Origin of the sequence: Streptomyces sp. V4I23 (assembly GCF_030817975.1) — a bacterium.
GTDB lineage: Bacteria > Actinomycetota > Actinomycetes > Streptomycetales > Streptomycetaceae > Streptomyces.
Window position 1 is genome coordinate 4120275 of sequence record NZ_JAUSZW010000004.1, and the last position, 15897, is coordinate 4136171.

14 protein-coding genes and 2 tRNA genes are annotated in these 15897 nt (G+C 70.5%); 6 read left to right on the forward strand and 10 right to left on the reverse strand.

The window, feature by feature from the left end; translation table 11 throughout:
• Positions 1-170: 170 nt before the first annotated feature.
• The 3 genes from QFZ82_RS20955 to QFZ82_RS20965 form a co-directional block, all read right to left on the reverse strand.
• Positions 171-1154 carry a DUF5926 family protein gene (locus tag QFZ82_RS20955; RefSeq protein WP_307714614.1) on the reverse strand — a complete coding sequence of 328 codons (984 nt, stop codon included), beginning with the start codon at positions 1152-1154 and terminating at the stop codon, positions 171-173.
• 151 nt (positions 1155-1305) lie between these two features.
• Entirely contained in the window at positions 1306-1905 is a 600-nt protein-coding gene (locus tag QFZ82_RS20960) for an ATP-binding protein (protein WP_307714615.1), read from the reverse strand.
• Between the two features lie 53 nt (positions 1906-1958).
• On the reverse strand, positions 1959-2762 hold the full coding sequence (locus QFZ82_RS20965) for a glycerophosphodiester phosphodiesterase (RefSeq protein ID WP_307714616.1): 804 nt from the start codon (positions 2760-2762) through the stop codon (positions 1959-1961).
• 276 nt (positions 2763-3038) lie between these two features.
• Between QFZ82_RS20965 and QFZ82_RS20970 the strand changes: the two genes are divergently transcribed.
• On the forward strand, positions 3039-4505 hold the full coding sequence (locus QFZ82_RS20970) for a trypsin-like peptidase domain-containing protein (RefSeq protein WP_307714617.1): 1467 nt from the start codon (positions 3039-3041) through the stop codon (positions 4503-4505).
• Between the two features lie 80 nt (positions 4506-4585).
• Positions 4586-4670 (forward strand) — tRNA-Ser (locus QFZ82_RS20975).
• A 148-nt stretch (positions 4671-4818) separates the two neighbouring features.
• Here QFZ82_RS20975 and QFZ82_RS20980 read toward each other — a convergent pair.
• Both QFZ82_RS20980 and QFZ82_RS20985 read right to left on the reverse strand, forming a co-directional pair.
• Positions 4819-5496: a tyrosine-type recombinase/integrase gene (locus tag QFZ82_RS20980; protein ID WP_307714618.1), complete on the reverse strand. Its 678-nt coding sequence runs from the start codon at positions 5494-5496 to the stop codon at positions 4819-4821.
• A 475-nt stretch (positions 5497-5971) separates the two neighbouring features.
• On the reverse strand, positions 5972-7531 hold the full coding sequence (locus tag QFZ82_RS20985) for a YncE family protein (protein ID WP_307714619.1): 1560 nt from the start codon (positions 7529-7531) through the stop codon (positions 5972-5974).
• A gap of 527 nt (positions 7532-8058) precedes the next feature.
• Here QFZ82_RS20985 and QFZ82_RS20990 point away from each other — a divergent pair.
• Positions 8059-8140 (forward strand) — tRNA-OTHER (locus QFZ82_RS20990).
• A 140-nt stretch (positions 8141-8280) separates the two neighbouring features.
• Here the strand turns inward: QFZ82_RS20990 and QFZ82_RS20995 are convergent.
• The 5 genes from QFZ82_RS20995 to QFZ82_RS21015 form a co-directional block, all read right to left on the reverse strand.
• Positions 8281-8415, reverse strand: coding sequence for a hypothetical protein (locus QFZ82_RS20995; RefSeq protein WP_307714620.1), 135 nt, complete (start codon positions 8413-8415; stop codon positions 8281-8283).
• Between the two features lie 584 nt (positions 8416-8999).
• A complete protein-coding gene (locus tag QFZ82_RS21000) occupies positions 9000-9821 on the reverse strand; it encodes a LamG-like jellyroll fold domain-containing protein (protein WP_307714621.1) in 822 nt (273 codons plus the stop codon).
• Positions 9822-10021: 200 nt separating this feature from the next.
• Positions 10022-10393 carry a hypothetical protein gene (locus QFZ82_RS21005; RefSeq protein WP_307714622.1) on the reverse strand — a complete coding sequence of 124 codons (372 nt, stop codon included), beginning with the start codon at positions 10391-10393 and terminating at the stop codon, positions 10022-10024.
• Between the two features lie 83 nt (positions 10394-10476).
• Complete coding sequence (locus QFZ82_RS21010; protein ID WP_307714623.1) at positions 10477-11772, reverse strand: LAETG motif-containing sortase-dependent surface protein; 1296 nt, start codon at positions 11770-11772, stop codon at positions 10477-10479.
• 241 nt (positions 11773-12013) lie between these two features.
• A complete protein-coding gene (locus tag QFZ82_RS21015; protein WP_307714624.1) occupies positions 12014-12919 on the reverse strand; it encodes a bifunctional DNA primase/polymerase in 906 nt (301 codons plus the stop codon).
• A gap of 422 nt (positions 12920-13341) precedes the next feature.
• Between QFZ82_RS21015 and QFZ82_RS21020 the strand changes: the two genes are divergently transcribed.
• The 3 genes from QFZ82_RS21020 to QFZ82_RS21030 are packed head-to-tail and all read left to right on the forward strand — an operon-like array spanning position 13342 to position 15832.
• Positions 13342-14265 carry a bifunctional MaoC family dehydratase N-terminal/OB-fold nucleic acid binding domain-containing protein gene (locus tag QFZ82_RS21020; RefSeq protein WP_307714625.1) on the forward strand — a complete coding sequence of 308 codons (924 nt, stop codon included), beginning with the start codon at positions 13342-13344 and terminating at the stop codon, positions 14263-14265.
• A complete protein-coding gene (locus tag QFZ82_RS21025) occupies positions 14262-14666 on the forward strand; it encodes a MaoC/PaaZ C-terminal domain-containing protein (RefSeq protein ID WP_307714626.1) in 405 nt (134 codons plus the stop codon). The genes QFZ82_RS21020 and QFZ82_RS21025 overlap by 4 nt, the downstream gene beginning before the upstream one ends.
• Positions 14663-15832 (forward strand): lipid-transfer protein, encoded by a 1170-nt coding sequence (locus QFZ82_RS21030; RefSeq protein ID WP_307714627.1) that lies wholly within the window; start codon positions 14663-14665, stop codon positions 15830-15832. The genes QFZ82_RS21025 and QFZ82_RS21030 overlap by 4 nt, the downstream gene beginning before the upstream one ends.
• Positions 15833-15897 lie beyond the last annotated feature (65 nt).

The window sequence follows — 15897 nt, forward strand, 5'->3', positions numbered from 1 at the left end:
GAAGCGCCCGGTCGCTGGCGACGGGGGATGCACCAGCGACCGGGCTTCTAGAACGGTAACAAGAGATCTGCGGTTCGCAAATTCGATCTCTGGTATTCGGACAGGGATTTAGCTCGCGATAGAGCGAGTTGTGACTGGAGTCACCCGGAAGGCCCTGGAATTCGTCACCCTCAGCTGAGGGTGACCTGGCGGTTGGTGAGGCCGCCGCGGGCCCGGCGCTCCTCGGGGGTCAGCGGTGCGTCGCTCTCCAGGGCCTTCGCGAGCCGCTCGGCGAACTCCGCCGCGGGCGTCTCGCACTCCTTGGCCCCCATGGAGCCGGGCAGGTCCCACACCGGGACCATCAGCCCGTGGGCACGGAAGGAGCCGACGAGCCGGGTGCCTTCGCCGAGCGAGGACGTGCCGGCCGCGTGCAGACGGGCCAGGGCGTCGAGCAGCCGCTCCTCGGGGTGCGGCATGACCCAGCGCAGGTGGTTCTTCTCCGGCGTCTCGCACCAGTAGGCGGCGTCGACACCGGACAGCTTCACGGTCGGGATCGCCGCGGCGTTCGCGCGCTCCAGGGAGGCGGCCACCTCCCCCGACGCCTGCTCGGCCGAATCCGGAACCCAGAACTCGAAACCGGAGTGCACCTGCGGCACGAAGGCGGCGTCCGGGTCGAGCAGATCCTGCAGCCGTACGTCCGAGGCCGGGTCGCCCCCGGTGACGGGCGTGCCCGGCTCGGCGGCGAGCGCCTTGCGCAGCGTGCCGGCGAGGTCGCGGCTGAGGTCGCCGGAGGGGGTGTCGTTCTGCAGGCCGAGCAGAACGGAACCGTCGTCACGGCGCAGCGCGGGCCACGCCATCGGCAGGACGGTGGCGAGCGTCAGGGACGGCACGCCCTCGGGCAGTCCGCCCTTCAGGGTCAGCTCGACGGTGGCGGCGGGCACGAGCTCGCGCAGGGCCACCCAGTCGCACTCGCCCGGCAGTCCCTCGAAGGGGCGCTGGACCAGTTCGGTCACGGCGTGCGCGGCGGCCCGGCCGTGACAGGCCTTGTAGCGGCGGCCCGAACCGCAGGGGCAGGGCTCGCGCGCGCCCACGACCGGCACGGGCTCGTCGACGCCTGTGGCCCCGGCCTTGGTCTGAGGCTTCGTCGCCTTCGTCTGGGGGCGCTTCTTGGCCATGGTGTGGCTTTCTCCCGATGCGGCGGTGCTGTGTCGGGCGCGAGCCTAGCCGTATGCCACCCCCGTGGGGGAGCGGTGACGCACCGGTGCGGCGGTGTGCCGGAACGAGGGTGTGACGGACCGTCGGCACGATTCCGTACCGGGCGCCGGATCAGTCCAGATCGTCGAAGGAGTCGGCGAAATCGAAGGACGGCCCCGCGACGCGCGTGGCGAAGTCCTCGCGGCGATGGCCCTCCGTGACGATCACCCACACGGTGACCTCACCGGACATGCCGTCCCGCACGCCCCACTCCTGGGCCAGCGCCGAGATGATGTTCAGCCCGCGGCCGCCGCGTGCGGTGACCGAGGGCGTGGCCGGGACCGGGCGGGTCGGACCACCTCCGTCCGTCACCTCGACCGTGAGCCCGCCCGCCTTGTCCACTCGCCAGGCAGCACGGATGTCGCCCTCACCCACGTCGGCGCGCCCCAGAGGTCTGCCATGGCGACACGCGTTGCTGAGAAGTTCGGAAAGGATGAGAACTGCATCGTCGACGACCGCTTCGGATACGCCGCTGCGGCTCAGCTGCTCCCGCATCCGGTGTCGTGCCTCACCCACGCCCGCAGGGCCATGGGGAACGGCCATGCTCGACGACGTGGGCACCTCCTGTGCCACCACCAACGCCACCCCCGAGACCTCCTTTGCCCCACGCCACGGTGTGAATGCCCCAATGGACTGGACCGGAAACCGGCCAAGCAGGGACGAGTGACGCACTCGACACGCTCGAATACGTACCGAACGCGCCGGAGCACTCCCTGTAACGGAGGTTATGCACGGCCCAGTTGGGACAGGACCTGTTTGGGGCGGTTGGTGATGATTGCGTCGACGCCGAGGCGGACGCAGAGTTCGACGTCCTCCGGTTCGTTCACCGTCCACACATGGACGCGGTGGCCCGCCTGGTGCAACCGGGCCACGTAGCCGGGATGGCCACGCACCACCCTGATGCCGGGGCCCGCGATTCGCGCACCGCCCGGAAGCCGCCCGTCGCGCAGCCGCGGAGTCATGAACTGTGTGAGATAGACGGTGGGCAGGCTGGGGGCGCCGACCGCGATCCGGTGCAGGGAGCGGGCCGAGAAGCTCATCACCCGCACCTGCGACTCGTCGGCGGACGGCGGCGCGTCCAGGCCGAAGCGCCCGAGCAGCTTCAGCAGCCGCTCCTCGACCTGACCGGCCCAGCGGGTGGGGTGCTTGGTCTCGATGGCGAGTTCGACGTGGCGCCCGGAGTCGGTGACCAGTTCCAGCAGCCGTTCCAGGGTGAGCACGGAGGTGAGGGACGGGTCCCGCCAGTCCGGGCCCTCGGCAGCGTCCTTCCAGGAGCCGAAGTCGAGGGCAGCTAGATCCGCGAGCTCCAGGGCGGAGACCGCGCCGCGGCCGTTGGAGGTGCGGTTGACGCGGCGGTCGTGGACGCAGACGAGATGGCCGTCGGCGGTGAGACGCACATCGCACTCGAGGGCGTCCGCGCCGTCCTCGATCGCCTTGCGGTAGGCGGCCAGCGTGTGTTCGGGTGCGTCCTCGGAGGAGCCTCGGTGGGCGACGACCTGGATGTGGTGCTGCTGCCGTGCTGGGGTCACCGCGTCATGGTGTCACCGGGATGGGGCATACGGATGCAGGAGTACGGCGGAACGCATTGTTCCTGTCCGTCTTGGGCCGTTCCGGCCGGCGGCGCCGCGCAGCCGGTCGGACGCTCTGGGGATGCGTCCGTTTTGCCGGAAGTAAAGGATTGCCGGAATACGCACAGCTCCTGCTTACAGTGGCCTGACGTGCTGTGGGAAAAGCTGTCTGCGGACGGATCGTGCCGACGAAGCAGAACGAACCGACACCGACGTGGAATCTGAGGAGACAGAGCTGTGAGCACCGAGAACGAGGGCAACGCGGTTCCGGCCGCCCCGTCCGTACCTCCTCGGCCGGACACCGCTCCCGAGGGTTCTTCGCCCGGGCCCGGCCACTCCGCCTCCGGCTCCTCCCCCGCCGGCCCCGGGGCCCCGGGCCCGGGGGCGACGGAGACATCGGAGGCGGCGACGGCGGCGGAGCGCCCCTGGCAGTCCCCCCAGCCGGGGCACGCCCCCGCGCAGCACCCCGGCGCCGCGTGGCCGCCGCCCCCGCTCCCCTCCTACGGGGGCGGAGGCAACGGCGGTCCCGCATGGGGAGCGCCCGTCCCGGCGGCCGAGCCCCGGCGCAGGCGCGCGGGCGGGCTCGTGGCGGCCGTACTCGTCGCGGCCCTGGTGGCGGGCGGCGTCGGCGGCGGCATCGGCTACTGGGCCGCCGAGAGCAACGACGACGCCACCGGCTCCACCACGGTCTCCGCCGTCTCGCCGCAGGACCTCAAGCGCGAACCGGGCACGGTCGCCGCGGTCGCGGGCAAGGCGCTGCCGAGCGTGGTGACCATCGAGGCCAAGTCGGGCGCCGGCGGGCTGGACGGGCCCGAGGGCGGCGGCGAGGCAGGCACGGGCACCGGCTTCGTCTACGACCGGGAAGGTCACATACTCACCAACAACCACGTGGTGGCCTCCGCGGCCGACGGCGGCGCGCTGTCGGTGATCTTCTCCAACGGCAAGAAGTACGACGCCGAGGTCGTCGGCCGGGCCCAGGGCTACGACGTCGCCGTCCTGAAGCTGAAGAACGCGCCCCCCGGACTCGCCCCGCTGCCCCTCGGCAACTCGGACAAGGTCGTGGTCGGCGACTCGACCATCGCGATCGGCGCCCCCTTCGGTCTGTCCAACACGGTCACCACGGGCATCATCAGCGCCAAGAACCGCCCGGTTGCGTCGGGCGACGGCTCCAGCGGCAAGAACTCCTACATGAGCGCGCTGCAGACCGACGCCTCGATCAACCCCGGCAACTCGGGCGGCCCGCTGCTCGACTCCAGCGGTGCGGTCATCGGCATCAACTCGGCCATCCAGTCGGCGGGCAACGGCCTCGGCCAGTCCCAGGCCGGTTCGATCGGCCTCGGTTTCGCGATCCCGATCAACCAGGCGAAGACGGTCGCCGAGCAGCTGATCAAAACCGGCCGGCCGGTCTACGCGGTGATCGGCGCGACGGTCGACATGGCGGGCGAGGGTACGGGCGCCAAGATCGCCTCCGAGGGCGCGGGCGGCACGGCGGCGGTGACCCCCAACGGCCCCGCGGCCAAGGCGGGTCTGAAGCCGGGCGACGTGATCACCGGCTTCGGCGACAAGGCGATCGACAGCGGCCCGACGCTGATCAGCGAGATCTGGAACCACAAGCCGGGAGACAAGATCACGCTGACGTACGAGCGCGGCGGCAAGGAGCACAAGGCCGAGGTGATCCTGGGCGAACGCGAGGGCGACAGCTGAGTCCCCGAGAACGCTGCTGCACCCGATGGGCCGCGCCCGGTAGTCTGTAGCCCGCTCCGGCGCAGGTGGCCGGGGCGCTGGGTGGGTTGCCCGAGCGGCCTAAGGGAACGGTCTTGAAAACCGTCGTGGCGCGAGTCACCGTGGGTTCAAATCCCACACCCACCGCTTGCAGGTCAGAGAACTTGCAGGTCAGAGGGCGTGTCTCCGAGTCGGAGACGCGCCCTCGGCGTTCACCCTGTCTTACCCCGTGTCCCCCGTTTCCCGGGGTTGATCAGGGCGTGTGGCCAACCTGTGGCCAAGTTGGCCACGTCGGTCACGCGTCCCGGCGGGCCTCCAGGGCGGCATCGATCATGCGGTTCGACGCGTCCTGATGACCGCGGAGGAGCTTCGCGTAGAACTTCCACAGCACGGCCGGACTGTGGCCGGCGCGACGGGCGACCTCCACCGGGTCAACCCCGGCCTTGATCCAGAGTGAGACGCAGGCGTGCCGCAGGGAGTACGGCACGTCTGCGAGGGGCGTCTCCACCTCTTCGGCGGACAGTGCCTTGACCCGGGCCGCCTGCCATACCTCCGTGTACTCCGTAGACCGGACCCGTCCGCCCCTCGCCGCGCGAAAGAGCCTCCCGTCCGGAGCCGTCCCGTGCTCGTCCAAGTGCGCGCGCAGCATCGCGACCAGCACGGGCGGGATGGGAACGGGGCGGGTGGCCTTGCGGGCCCGGCGCTTCAACCCGCGCTCCTCGTACGACTTCCCGTCGTCCGTCCACCCGGACCCGACCTCCGGGCGGCTCTTGGACAGCACCAACTCGCCCCAGCCCTGCGCCGGCAACTTGCAGTTGCTTCGCTTCAGACCGGCGACCTCAGCGGGCCGCATCGCGGCGTAGTACATGCAGCCGAAGAACGCGTGCAGGTGCCGACCCCGGGCGCTGACCTCCTGCACGGCCGCCAGCAGCTCGCTCGCCTGCTCCGGGCCCGGCACGAACTCGAAGTCCACTTCGTCCGTCGTCTCCGGCGGTGCCCAGTCGATACGGTCCAGCGGGTTCGCTCCCGCCGCACCTCCGCGGGCGGTTCCTCCGCGTCCTTGCGATTGACGTGCTCGCCGGTCTCCGGATCGAGCACCATGCGGAACGCCCACGCCTGTAGCGCGCCGCGCAGTACGGCGCGATCCGGGGCCCCGCGCTGCGTCGAGACGAAGATCGGGGCCCACATCGAGCTTTAGCGGGCAGGTCCACAGACTGCCCGACTCGCGGCAAGCTTACGGGCCCCGATCTCTCGCCCCATGGCAGCTCCCGTCCAAAGCCGCTACGCCGACCTCGAGTAAGAACATCGTGGCCCCGCCTCCGGTTCAGGTCAGGGCCACGAGTCGTGAAGGGGATGACATGCCCTGTCAGGGCATGCTGTCGGGAATCAGTCGCCTGGCTGCCGGTGTCGGTGTGAAGGCGCCGGGGCTCGGCCGCGCAGGACCACGTTCATGTCCTTGCAGGCGACAGTGCCGGGCTCGGGATGGCGCTCAGGCCCTCCGGACCCGCCAGTTCTGACAGCTGGCCGGACATGCCGTTGAACCTGCAGAAGGTGACCGTGGAGGGCTCATAGGTGTCGTCGCCGGCGAAGGTCGCGGTGTAGCAGGTCTCGTTGTCCTGCTTGCGCGGGACCTTGCACGTGGCCTTGCCCCGGCTGTCGGTCGTGTCGGTGCACAGCGCGACGGAGTCGGTGGTGAACTCGATCGACCGCCCCTCCAGCGGCTCGCCCTCGGCAGTCAGCTTGGCCTTCAGAATCAGGCCATTCCTTCCCCCGTCGCCCAGAGCGTCCACGACGTCCTTCCCGTTCCCCTTCCCCTTCCCCTTGTTCTTCTCCAGCTTCAGCTTCAGCTTGGTCGGAATCCGCTCTTCGACGAAAGCGGTCGCCACCCCGAGAGGCTCGTCGCCGACGGGGATGGTGTCGATGACGGTGTTGGTGGCGGTGTCGATCACCGACACCGTGTCATCGGCGAAGTTGGTGACGTAGACACGGGTGCCGTTCGGGGTCACCGCCACAGCAACGGGCTCGCCGCCGACGGTGATCGTGTCGATGACGGTGTTGGTGGCGGTGTCGATCACGGACACCGTGTCATCGAAGCGGTTGGTGACGTAGACACGGGAGCCATCCGGGGTCACCACCAGCAGCTGGGGGTTGTCGCCGACGGTGATCGTGTCGATGACGGTGTTGGTGGCGGTGTCGATCACCGACACCGTGTCATCGGCGACGTTGGCGACGTAGACACGGGTGCCGTTCGGGGTCACCGCTACACCAACGGGCTCGCCGCCGACGGTGATCGTGTCGATAACGGTGTTGGTGCCGGTGTCGATCACCGACACCGTGTCATCATTCACGTTTGTGACGTAGACACGCGAGCCGTTCGGGGTCACCGCCACACCGATGGGGCCGTCGCCGACGGTGATCGTGTCGATGACGGTGTTGGTTGCGGCATCGATCACCGACACGGTGTCAGCGGCCAAGTTGGTGACGTAGACACGCGAGCCGTTCGGGGTCACCGCCACACCGATGGGCTCGTTGCCGACGGTGACCGTGTCAATGACGGTGTTGGTTGCGGCATCGATCACCGACACGGTGTCAGCGGCGAAGTTGGCGACGTAGACACGCGAGCCGTTCGGGGGCACCGCCACACCGATGGGCTCGTCGCCGACGGTGATCGTGTCAATGACGGTGTTGGTTGCGGCATCGATCACCGACACGGTGTCATCTGCGGAGTTGGCGACGTAGGCGAACGTTCCGTTCTGCGCGGCGGCGGGCGTCGCCACCGCGAGCGGGACGGCCAGGCCCGCCAGCACCGCCAGACCCGCCACCCAGGCCCGCACCACCACCCACCACGAACCCCCGCCCCCGCAACTTCGTCCCGCACCTCTCCGTTCCGGCGCCCCCCACACTGCGATACCCGACATGAAGACCTCCTGCAGTCCACGAAACCGACGTGCGTCCCGTGCTCCGGATGAAGACGGCGACCAACGCCCCGTCAGGGCGTCCTCAATCACCGCGGCGCTGATGATCGCCGCAGCCGACGCTAAACGCCGTAATCGGCCCACAGCCGCTCACCACCCCGATTGCGGCCCGTATGGACGACTCGGATCCCCCTCCTGGACCGCCGCCCTCCGCCGCTCCTAGTCTTCTAGTTCCGCTGACATCCAACGTTGACATCAACGACGACGGACAGCGGTGACAACCGGCAGCCACGTGCGGCGCCCATGCCCGCGGTGACCCGCAGCCACGCCGGGGCGAGATCGAACTCCTGAGGCGGTGGTCAGTGGGCGTGCTATACAGCAGCGGGGTACAGCAACCAGTCCGACCGTCGCAGACCTTCAGTACACCTAAGCAGCTGACCGAGCAGCCTGGCAGGCCCCAGCGACCACCCCGCCGATAGTTCGCATCGAGGGGCGCACACGTCGAGCGGTGACTTGCCTCGGCCAAGGCTCAGCGGAACTCCGGAGCCGCTCCCGGCCAACCTCCGGCCAGGATCGGCGTCCCATGGCACTCGCAATACGAGAATATGCAGGTCAGCTGCGGTTGGAGTTCGTGCGGCTGATCGGTCTTGAAAACCGTCGTGGCGCGAGTCACCGTGGGTTCAAATCCCACACCCACCGCCAGCAGGTCAGAGAAGTAGCAGGTCAGAGGGCGGGTCTCCGAATCGGAGACCCGCCCTCTGCGTTCATCCTGTCTCGTCCTGCACCGCCCGTATGCCACCTCTGACCAGTGCGTGTGGGCCATCCGTGGGCCAGGATGCGGCTCAATCGCTGCTGCTCAGGCCCTTGTCGATGAGGTCATTGGCGAGCGACTGCTGACCGCGCAGGATCCTGGCGTAGAAGCGGAACAGGACGGTGAGGCTGTGGCCGGCACGGCGGGCGACTTCGACGGGGTCCACGCCGGAGTTGATCGCGCCTCTTGAGCCGGAGCTGCTCGTAGGACGCACCGTCGTCGGTCCAGCCGGAGCCGAGCTCGTGACGACCTCCGGCGAGGATCAGCTCACCCCAGCCCGTCCCGGGCAGCTGGCAGTCGGTCACCGTAAGCGCAGCGATCTCGGAGGGCCGCATAGCCGCGTAGTAGAGGCAACGGCGCCAGGTGGGTGCCCCGGTCGCCTGGTCACGAACGGCCGCGATGAGCGTGGCCGCCTGCGTGGGGTTGGGCACGTACCGGAAGTCGACCTCGTCGTCCTCGGCCGGCGGAATCCGGTCCACTCGGGGCAGGGGATTGAGCGACAGGATGTCTCGCTCGACGGCATAGCGCATGGAGCCTGCCCTACTTCATCAAGGCGTCTCGCTCCGCTCGCCGGAGCCTCATCCCCGGCGTCACCGCCGGGGATGACGCTCTTGTCTCGCCCCGCCTCCGTCCCCGGCAAGAAGAAGTAGCACGAATGCCCGAGCCCCTGCACGCGGATGTCCTTGCGTGCAGGGGCTCGGGAGGGCTGGCCGGGCTTTACGACCTTACGGGTGGCCGGCCCGCCGGCACTCAGAGGTCGGGAACTCCCGTCAGGGCGGCCATCTGACTGATCATCGTCGGGTTCGCGACGCCGGAGTAGGCACGGACCTCGTCCACGGCGCCCTCGAAGTACTCACCGCGGATCGCGGAGCGGCCCACCTGAAGGCCGCCCGAGACCGTCCACGAGGTCGTGTCCACGGCAGTGGACGTGTTGGCCAGCTGCCCGTTCACATAAAAGCGAAGCTCATGAGCAGCGGCGTCGAAGACGACGGCCAAGTGGTCGCCCACGCCGTAGGGATCGTCATCGGGCAAAGCCTGCTCCTCGGTGATGACCACTTGCGGAGCATTCGCCTTGTCCTTGGTGGACACCACGACTTCCCACTTCCCGCTTGCCGCCTGGTACCGGATCACGATGCGATCGGCGTCAGTGCCCGGAAGCGACAGGACGGTCTGTGTCCTGTTGTCGGCTGCGGCCAAGCGAGCGCGAGCGGCGAGAGTGAAGCTCCCGCCCCCGCCGACCGGTGCTGCGGATGTCGCCGCCCAGTCACCGTCGCCGTCGAGCCTGAGATCGCCCTGATCGACCAGTGCGGGATCTCCGAAGGGGTCCTCGTTGTGGTAGATCCAGGCATCGCCGTTCAACGTCAGCGGTAGGCCCTCAGGCTCCACATTGGGAGAGATTCCGCCGGGCGCCTCCTCCAAGGGCCAGTAGCCTTCCCGACTCAGCGGCGTCTCTCCAGCCCGGGGGCCATGTCCCTTGCCAGCTGCATAGGCGGTGCCAGGGAGCGCACCGAGTGTGAACGAGAGCGCGACGGCGCCCAACGCCACAAACGCGGCACGGTATCTGTCGTGCATGACCCCCCTTTAAAAGAATCCGGTCAAGATGCTGAAGTGATCTTCCGGCCTCGCTCCTTCGGGCGCAAGGAGTTTCGGGAACGACGGATGCCCACAGGGCTCAGATGGCGCAGGCACCGGAGTCAGCGTTACCAAGGGCGGTGCCAAGTCGCCCCACGCTCATATGGAGGTGATCAACCGCTCTGCGCTCGCCCCGTTGGCTACGCCGGGGCCGGGACGAAGCCGCCGTGGGCGCGGCCGTCGGTGAGGAGGGCGGGCCAGTCGAGGTCGTCGGGGAGCGTGTCCAGCGACAGGACCACCGCGCCGCCGGCCTGCTCGACCGCCGAGCACCAGGCGGACATCTCCTCGGCCTCGTCCTCGGCCTGGGCGCCCTGCACCAGGCAGCCGGCGTCCCCCGGGCCGTCCACCACCGTCATCGTGAGCCGGGGCATGAGCTGCCAGCCGTCGCAGAGTGGTACGCGGCCGTCGGGCGCGTGGAGCGGGGGCAGGAACTCGTGGACCGGGGCACCGCCGAGCAGGAGCAGTGGGGTGGGGCCCATGACGAAGTGAGCGTTGTGGCGTGGCAGGAACATGGCGTCACGGTTCCACAGATTGGGTGGACGCGAAGCGCCGCCCCCGCCCGAGAGGGCGGAGGCGACGCTCTTCGGACGGTGCGTCAGGATCCGGAGCTCGCCTTCCGGCGACGGACGACGAAGACGGCACCCGCACCGAGCGCGATTGCCGCGCCGGCGGCCGCCGCGAGCTGCGGCAGCGCGGAGTCGGCGCCGGTGTTGGCCAGCGTGCCGGTGGTGCCGCCCTGCGGGACGACCGCCGGCCTGGTCTTCGAGGTCTTGCCGGGCTTGGCGTCGTCGACCTTGCCCGGCTTGCTGCCGGCGGCCAGCAGGTCGAACTCGTACTCCGTGAAGAAGTTGCCGCCGCAGGTGCCGTCGTCGTTGACGTAGTCACCGGCCACGAAGGCCATGCCTTCGCCGGCGGGCGCCTTGGCGTCGACCTTCAGGCGCAGCTTGACGTCGGCGTGGGCGCCGGCCTTCAGCGGGCTGATGGAACCCGCGTACTCGCCGTCCGCGACGTCGTTCCACTCGGGCGAGTTCTTGGTGGACCACTGGAGGCCGAAGTACTCGTCGATGACGTTGTAGCCGCTCTTGTCGGTCGCGTGGAAGTACACGAACGGCAGGACCTCGTCGAGGGTCTTGTCGGTGCCGTTGGTGACGCGGACCGAGAAGTCGACCGTGGAACCGGCGACGATCTTGGAGGGGAGGCCCTGGGCGACGGTGGTCAGACCGTTCTCGGGGACACAGGCTCCCCCGTCGTCACCGTCGTTGTCGTCGTCCTCGTCCTCGTCCTCGTCCTCCTCCGCCTTGGCGTCGGCGAGGGCCTTGTCGGCCGCCTCCTTCGCCTTGAGGGCCTCGGCCGTGGCCTTCTCGGCCTTGGTCAGCGCCTGCCCGGCGGCGACGCGGGCGTTGTCGGCGTCGGTGGCGGCCTTCTTCGCCTTCTCGTCGGCGGCGGCCTTCGTCGCCTCCGCGGCGTCGGCCGCGGCCTTGGCGTCCGCGACCTTCTTCTCGGCGGCGGCCCTCTCCTCCTCCGTGGCGGTCTCGGGGAGTTCGGCCAGTTCGGTCTCGGCGTCGGCGAGCGCCTGGTCCGCGGCCTCCTTGGCGGTCTTCGCGGCGGCGGCCTCGTCGGCCGCGGCCTTGGCGGCCACGGCGTGGGGCGCCTCGTCGGAGCAGGCGAAGTCGAAGGCCTCCTTCGCCGCCTTCTCCGCGGCGACGGCGGCGTCGTACGCCTTCTGCGCCTCCGCGGCCGCCGCCTCCAGCTCCTCGATGGTCGGCTTGTCCTCCGCCGCCTGTGCCGCCGCCGACTGTCCGGCGGTGGGCCTGGCGTCGGCGAACGCGGGGGTGACGGTGAGCAGTACGGCGGGGGTGGTCACTGCGGTGACGACCGCCGTGGCCAGCATGCGGCGAATGTTCAAGAGAGCCCTTTTCTCGGGTCCGGGGCGCGGTCAGAACGCAAGTACAGGGCAGCCGCTGCGGGGGCACTCACGCATCGCGGCTGCCCGGCGATCGTATGACCGGAAATGGGGGAGAAGGAAGGAGGTTATGCAGATGCCGGGGACTGCCGCGGGCGTACAGCGGGAAGGCAAAACGGCGGATAAGCCGCAGTTGCCTCCGGGGCCGCACCCTCTTGTGTGATCCATGTCATCCGCGCGGTCCCGCCGTGAGCCGGGCCGCCGAGGTGATCGTCGCGCGCGCCTCCCGTTCCGGGAGGCCCGCCCGGACTGCCGCGTCGGTCAGCGCGTCCGCGAGCGCGTCGCCGAAGCCGTTCTCGTACGCACGGCAGGCGGCCCAGAACAGCCGGGTGTTGCGCTGTCCCTCCTGTGCGGCGAGGACGAACTGGACCAGTCCCTGGCCCTGGTGCGTCCGGCTCGGTGCGCCCGCCGCCCCGGCGGGCGGGTGTCCGCCGGGGTGCGCGGCGTGGCGGGGGCGCGCGGGAGGTGCGATCAGGCGCAGGAGGGCGGGCGGGCAGGGCGCGGGGGGCAGGTGCGCGGTCCCGGGGGCCAGGCGGTACGCGCCGTGCGCGGTGACGGAGCCCGGTCCGACGAGGTACCCGCCGGCACCGCGCACGTCGATGCCGGGGGCGAGACGGCCCGCGGAGTTGGGGACGACCACGTCGGGCGGGCCGGTGAGCCACAGGTGCCGGCCGCCGCTCGGGGTGAGCACCGTGACCGTCTCCGGGATGGTGAACAGATGGCGCAGGGCCAGGTGCCGGAGCTCCGCCACGGAGTCGGTGTGCGACGTGGTGTCGAGGTCGATGCCGATGAGCCGGTGCGGCGGGCGTCCGCAGGCGATGCCGTAGCCGGTCGCCCAGGGCGCGGCGGCGAACAGGGCGCGTACGGCGGCGGGGTCCGTGGTCGCGTCGTGCACGCCGTGACCGGGCAGGCCGCACTCGCCACGGCACAGGGACGGCCTCGGCTCGTCCCGGTGGGGAGAGCGCAGGGCCGGGAGCTTGGTGGGCGACAGGGGGATGACGGGGAGCCCGCGCTCGGCGGCGGTGAGGGCGTGGGCGAGGGCCAGGGTGGCGGTCTGCCGGTCGGTGATGGCCATGCCTCTATGTTCGTACACGCGTTCGAAGAAGGGAAGGGGAACGGATGGGGTGAAAGGGTGGCGGAACATTTCGTTCCGTACAGGGGACGGGTCGAGGGGTGCGCCGGTTTGATGGGTGCGAGGTGGTTTGTCGACGTGTCGTCACGCTTGCGAGCGAATCATCCGGTTCTGGCGCGTTCACCGGGAATCCGGTGGGCAGCTCTGTTCTCGCGACGCCGTGGAACAGGCGTCGACATCACGCACCGGTGCGGGGTGCGGCCGGCCCGAGGGGGAGTGGGAAGGAGGTGAACAACCGGCTGCGCGACGGCATTTGGGGGCCGTCACGCAGGCGTACGGGTGTGCCACGTGTGGCCATCGGTTCACGGCCTTGACACCCCAGGAGATCTGACGGACAGTCAGATCTCCTGGGAGGGGAGGACGCGATGACCGACGAGCTCTACGCACGGCTGAAGACGTACGAGGGGCGGCCCGTCGCCCTCGCCTGCGAAGGCAAGGATCCCGTCAACGAGCCGATGATCAGGCACTGGTGCGAGGCGATGGGGGACACGAACGCCGCGTATCGGGGGCCGGACGCCATCGCGCCCCCGACCATGCTGCAGGCGTGGACGATGGGCGGGCTGTCGGGACACAGCGGCCGGGCGCCCGCCCAGGACGAGATGTTCGCCCTGCTCGACGCGGCGGGGTTCCGGTCCGTGGTGGCGACCGACTGCGAGCAGGAGTACCTGCGGCCGCTGCGCCCCGGCGACCGCATCACCTTCGACGCGGTGATCGAGTCGGTCTCCCCGCGCAAGACGACGAAGCTCGGGACGGGGTACTTCATCACCACACGGACGGACGTGCGGGCCGGTGGAGAGCCGGCGGGCACGCACCGCTTCCGCATCCTCAAATACGCACCGGCCGCCCGGCCGGCCCGAGCCGCCCCGTCCCCCGCGGCCGAGCGCCCGCGCCCGGTGGTCAACCGGGACAACGAGGGGTTCTGGCAGGGCGTGGCCGCCCACCGGCTGCTCATCCAGCGCTGCGGCGGCTGCGGGAGGCTGCGCCTGCCCTGGCTGCCGGGGTGCGCGGCATGCGGCTCGCCCGACTGGGACACGGTGGCCGCGAGCGGAGCGGGCACCGTCTTCTCGTACGTGGTGATGCACCATCCGCCCTTCCCCGCGTTCGACCCGCCGTACGCGGTGGGGCTGATCGAGCTGGCCGAGGGCGTGCGGTTCGTGAGCAACGTGGTCGGAGTGCCGTACGACAAGGTCCGCATCGGGATGCCGGTGGAGCTGGAGTTCCTGAGGGTGGACGACGACCTGGAGCTGCCGGTCTTCCGGGCCGCGCCGGACCGGGGGGAGGCCGTATGAGCCCGGTCCCGGGCGCGGGCACTGAGCTGCCTCCGCTCACCGTTCCCGTCACGCGCACGCTGATCGTCGCCGGCGCCATCGCCTCCCGCGACTACCAGGACGTGCACCACGACGCCGAGCTCGCGCGGGAGAAGGGGGCCCCGGACGTCTTCATGAACATCCTGACGACGAACGGTCTGGTCGGGCGGTACGTCACCGACTTCTTCGGGGAGCGCGCCGTGCTGCGCCGGGTCGCCGTACGGCTCGGTGTGCCCAACTACCCGGGCGACTCCATGGTGTTGACCGGCACGGTCGAGGCGAGCGACGGCACGACGGCCGAGGTGCGGGTCGTCGGCGTCAACGGCCTCGGCACCCATGTGACGGGCACCGTGGCCGTGACCCTCCCGGAGGAGAGCGCATGAGCATCCGGGGAAAGGACGCGCTCGGCGGCAGGGCGGCCGTGGCCGGGATCGGCGCGACCGAGTTCTCCAAGGATTCCGGTCGCAGCGAGCTGAAGCTCGCCGTGGAGGCCGTGCGGGCCGCGCTCGACGACGCCGGCCTCTCCCCCGCCGACGTCGACGGCATGGTCACCTTCACCATGGACACCAGCCCGGAGATCACGGTCGCCCAGGCCGCGGGCATCGGCGAGCTGTCCTTCTTCTCGCGCGTCCACTACGGCGGCGGCGCGGCCTGCGCCACCGTGCAGCAGGCGGCGCTGGCCGTCGCCGCGGGAGTCGCCGACGTCGTCGTCTGCTACCGGGCGTTCAACGAGCGCTCCGGTCGCCGCTTCGGCTCCGGGGTGCGCCGCCGCGAGCCGTCGGCGGAGGGCGCCGCACTCGGCTGGAGCCTGCCCTTCGGACTGCTGACCCCGGCCTCCTGGGTGGCGATGGCCGCACAGCGCTATCTGTACGCGTACGGGCTGACGCCCGAGGTGTTCGGCCATGTCGCCGTGAGCGGTCGGCGGTACGCGGCGACCAACCCGGCCGCGTACTTCCACGGCAGGCCGATCAGCCTCGCGGACCATGCCGCGTCGCGGTGGATCGCCGAGCCCCTGCGGCTGCTGGACTGCTGCCAGGAGACCGACGGCGGCCAGGCGATCGTCGTCACCGGTGCCGAGCGCGCCCGTGACCTGCCGCATCCGCCCGCGGTGGTCCTCGCCGCGGCCCAGGGAGCGGGCAGGGCCCAGGAGCAGATGACCAGCTTCTACCGCGACGACCTCACCGGACTGCCCGAGATGGGCGTGGTGGCCCGCCAGTTGTGGCGCGCCTCGGGGCTCGGTCCCGCAGGCATCGACGTGGCGATCCTGTACGACCACTTCACGCCGTTCGTGCTGATGCAGCTGGAGGAGTTCGGCTTCTGCGGGCCCGGGGAGGGGGCCGCCTTCGTGGCGGCGGACGGGCTGCCTCTGAACACTCACGGGGGCCAGCTGGGCGAGGCGTACCTGCACGGGATGAACGGGATCGCCGAGGCGGTCAGGCAGGTGCGCGGCACCTCGGTGAACCAGGTACCGGGTGCGTCCAAGGTGCTGGTCACGGCGGGCACCGGGGTCCCCACCTCCGGACTGGTCCTCGGGGCCGACGGCGCGTAGCCCCTGCGGGTGCCCTCCACCTTCAGGAGGTGCGGCCCGCGCCGGCCCTACAACCTGAGGGGGAC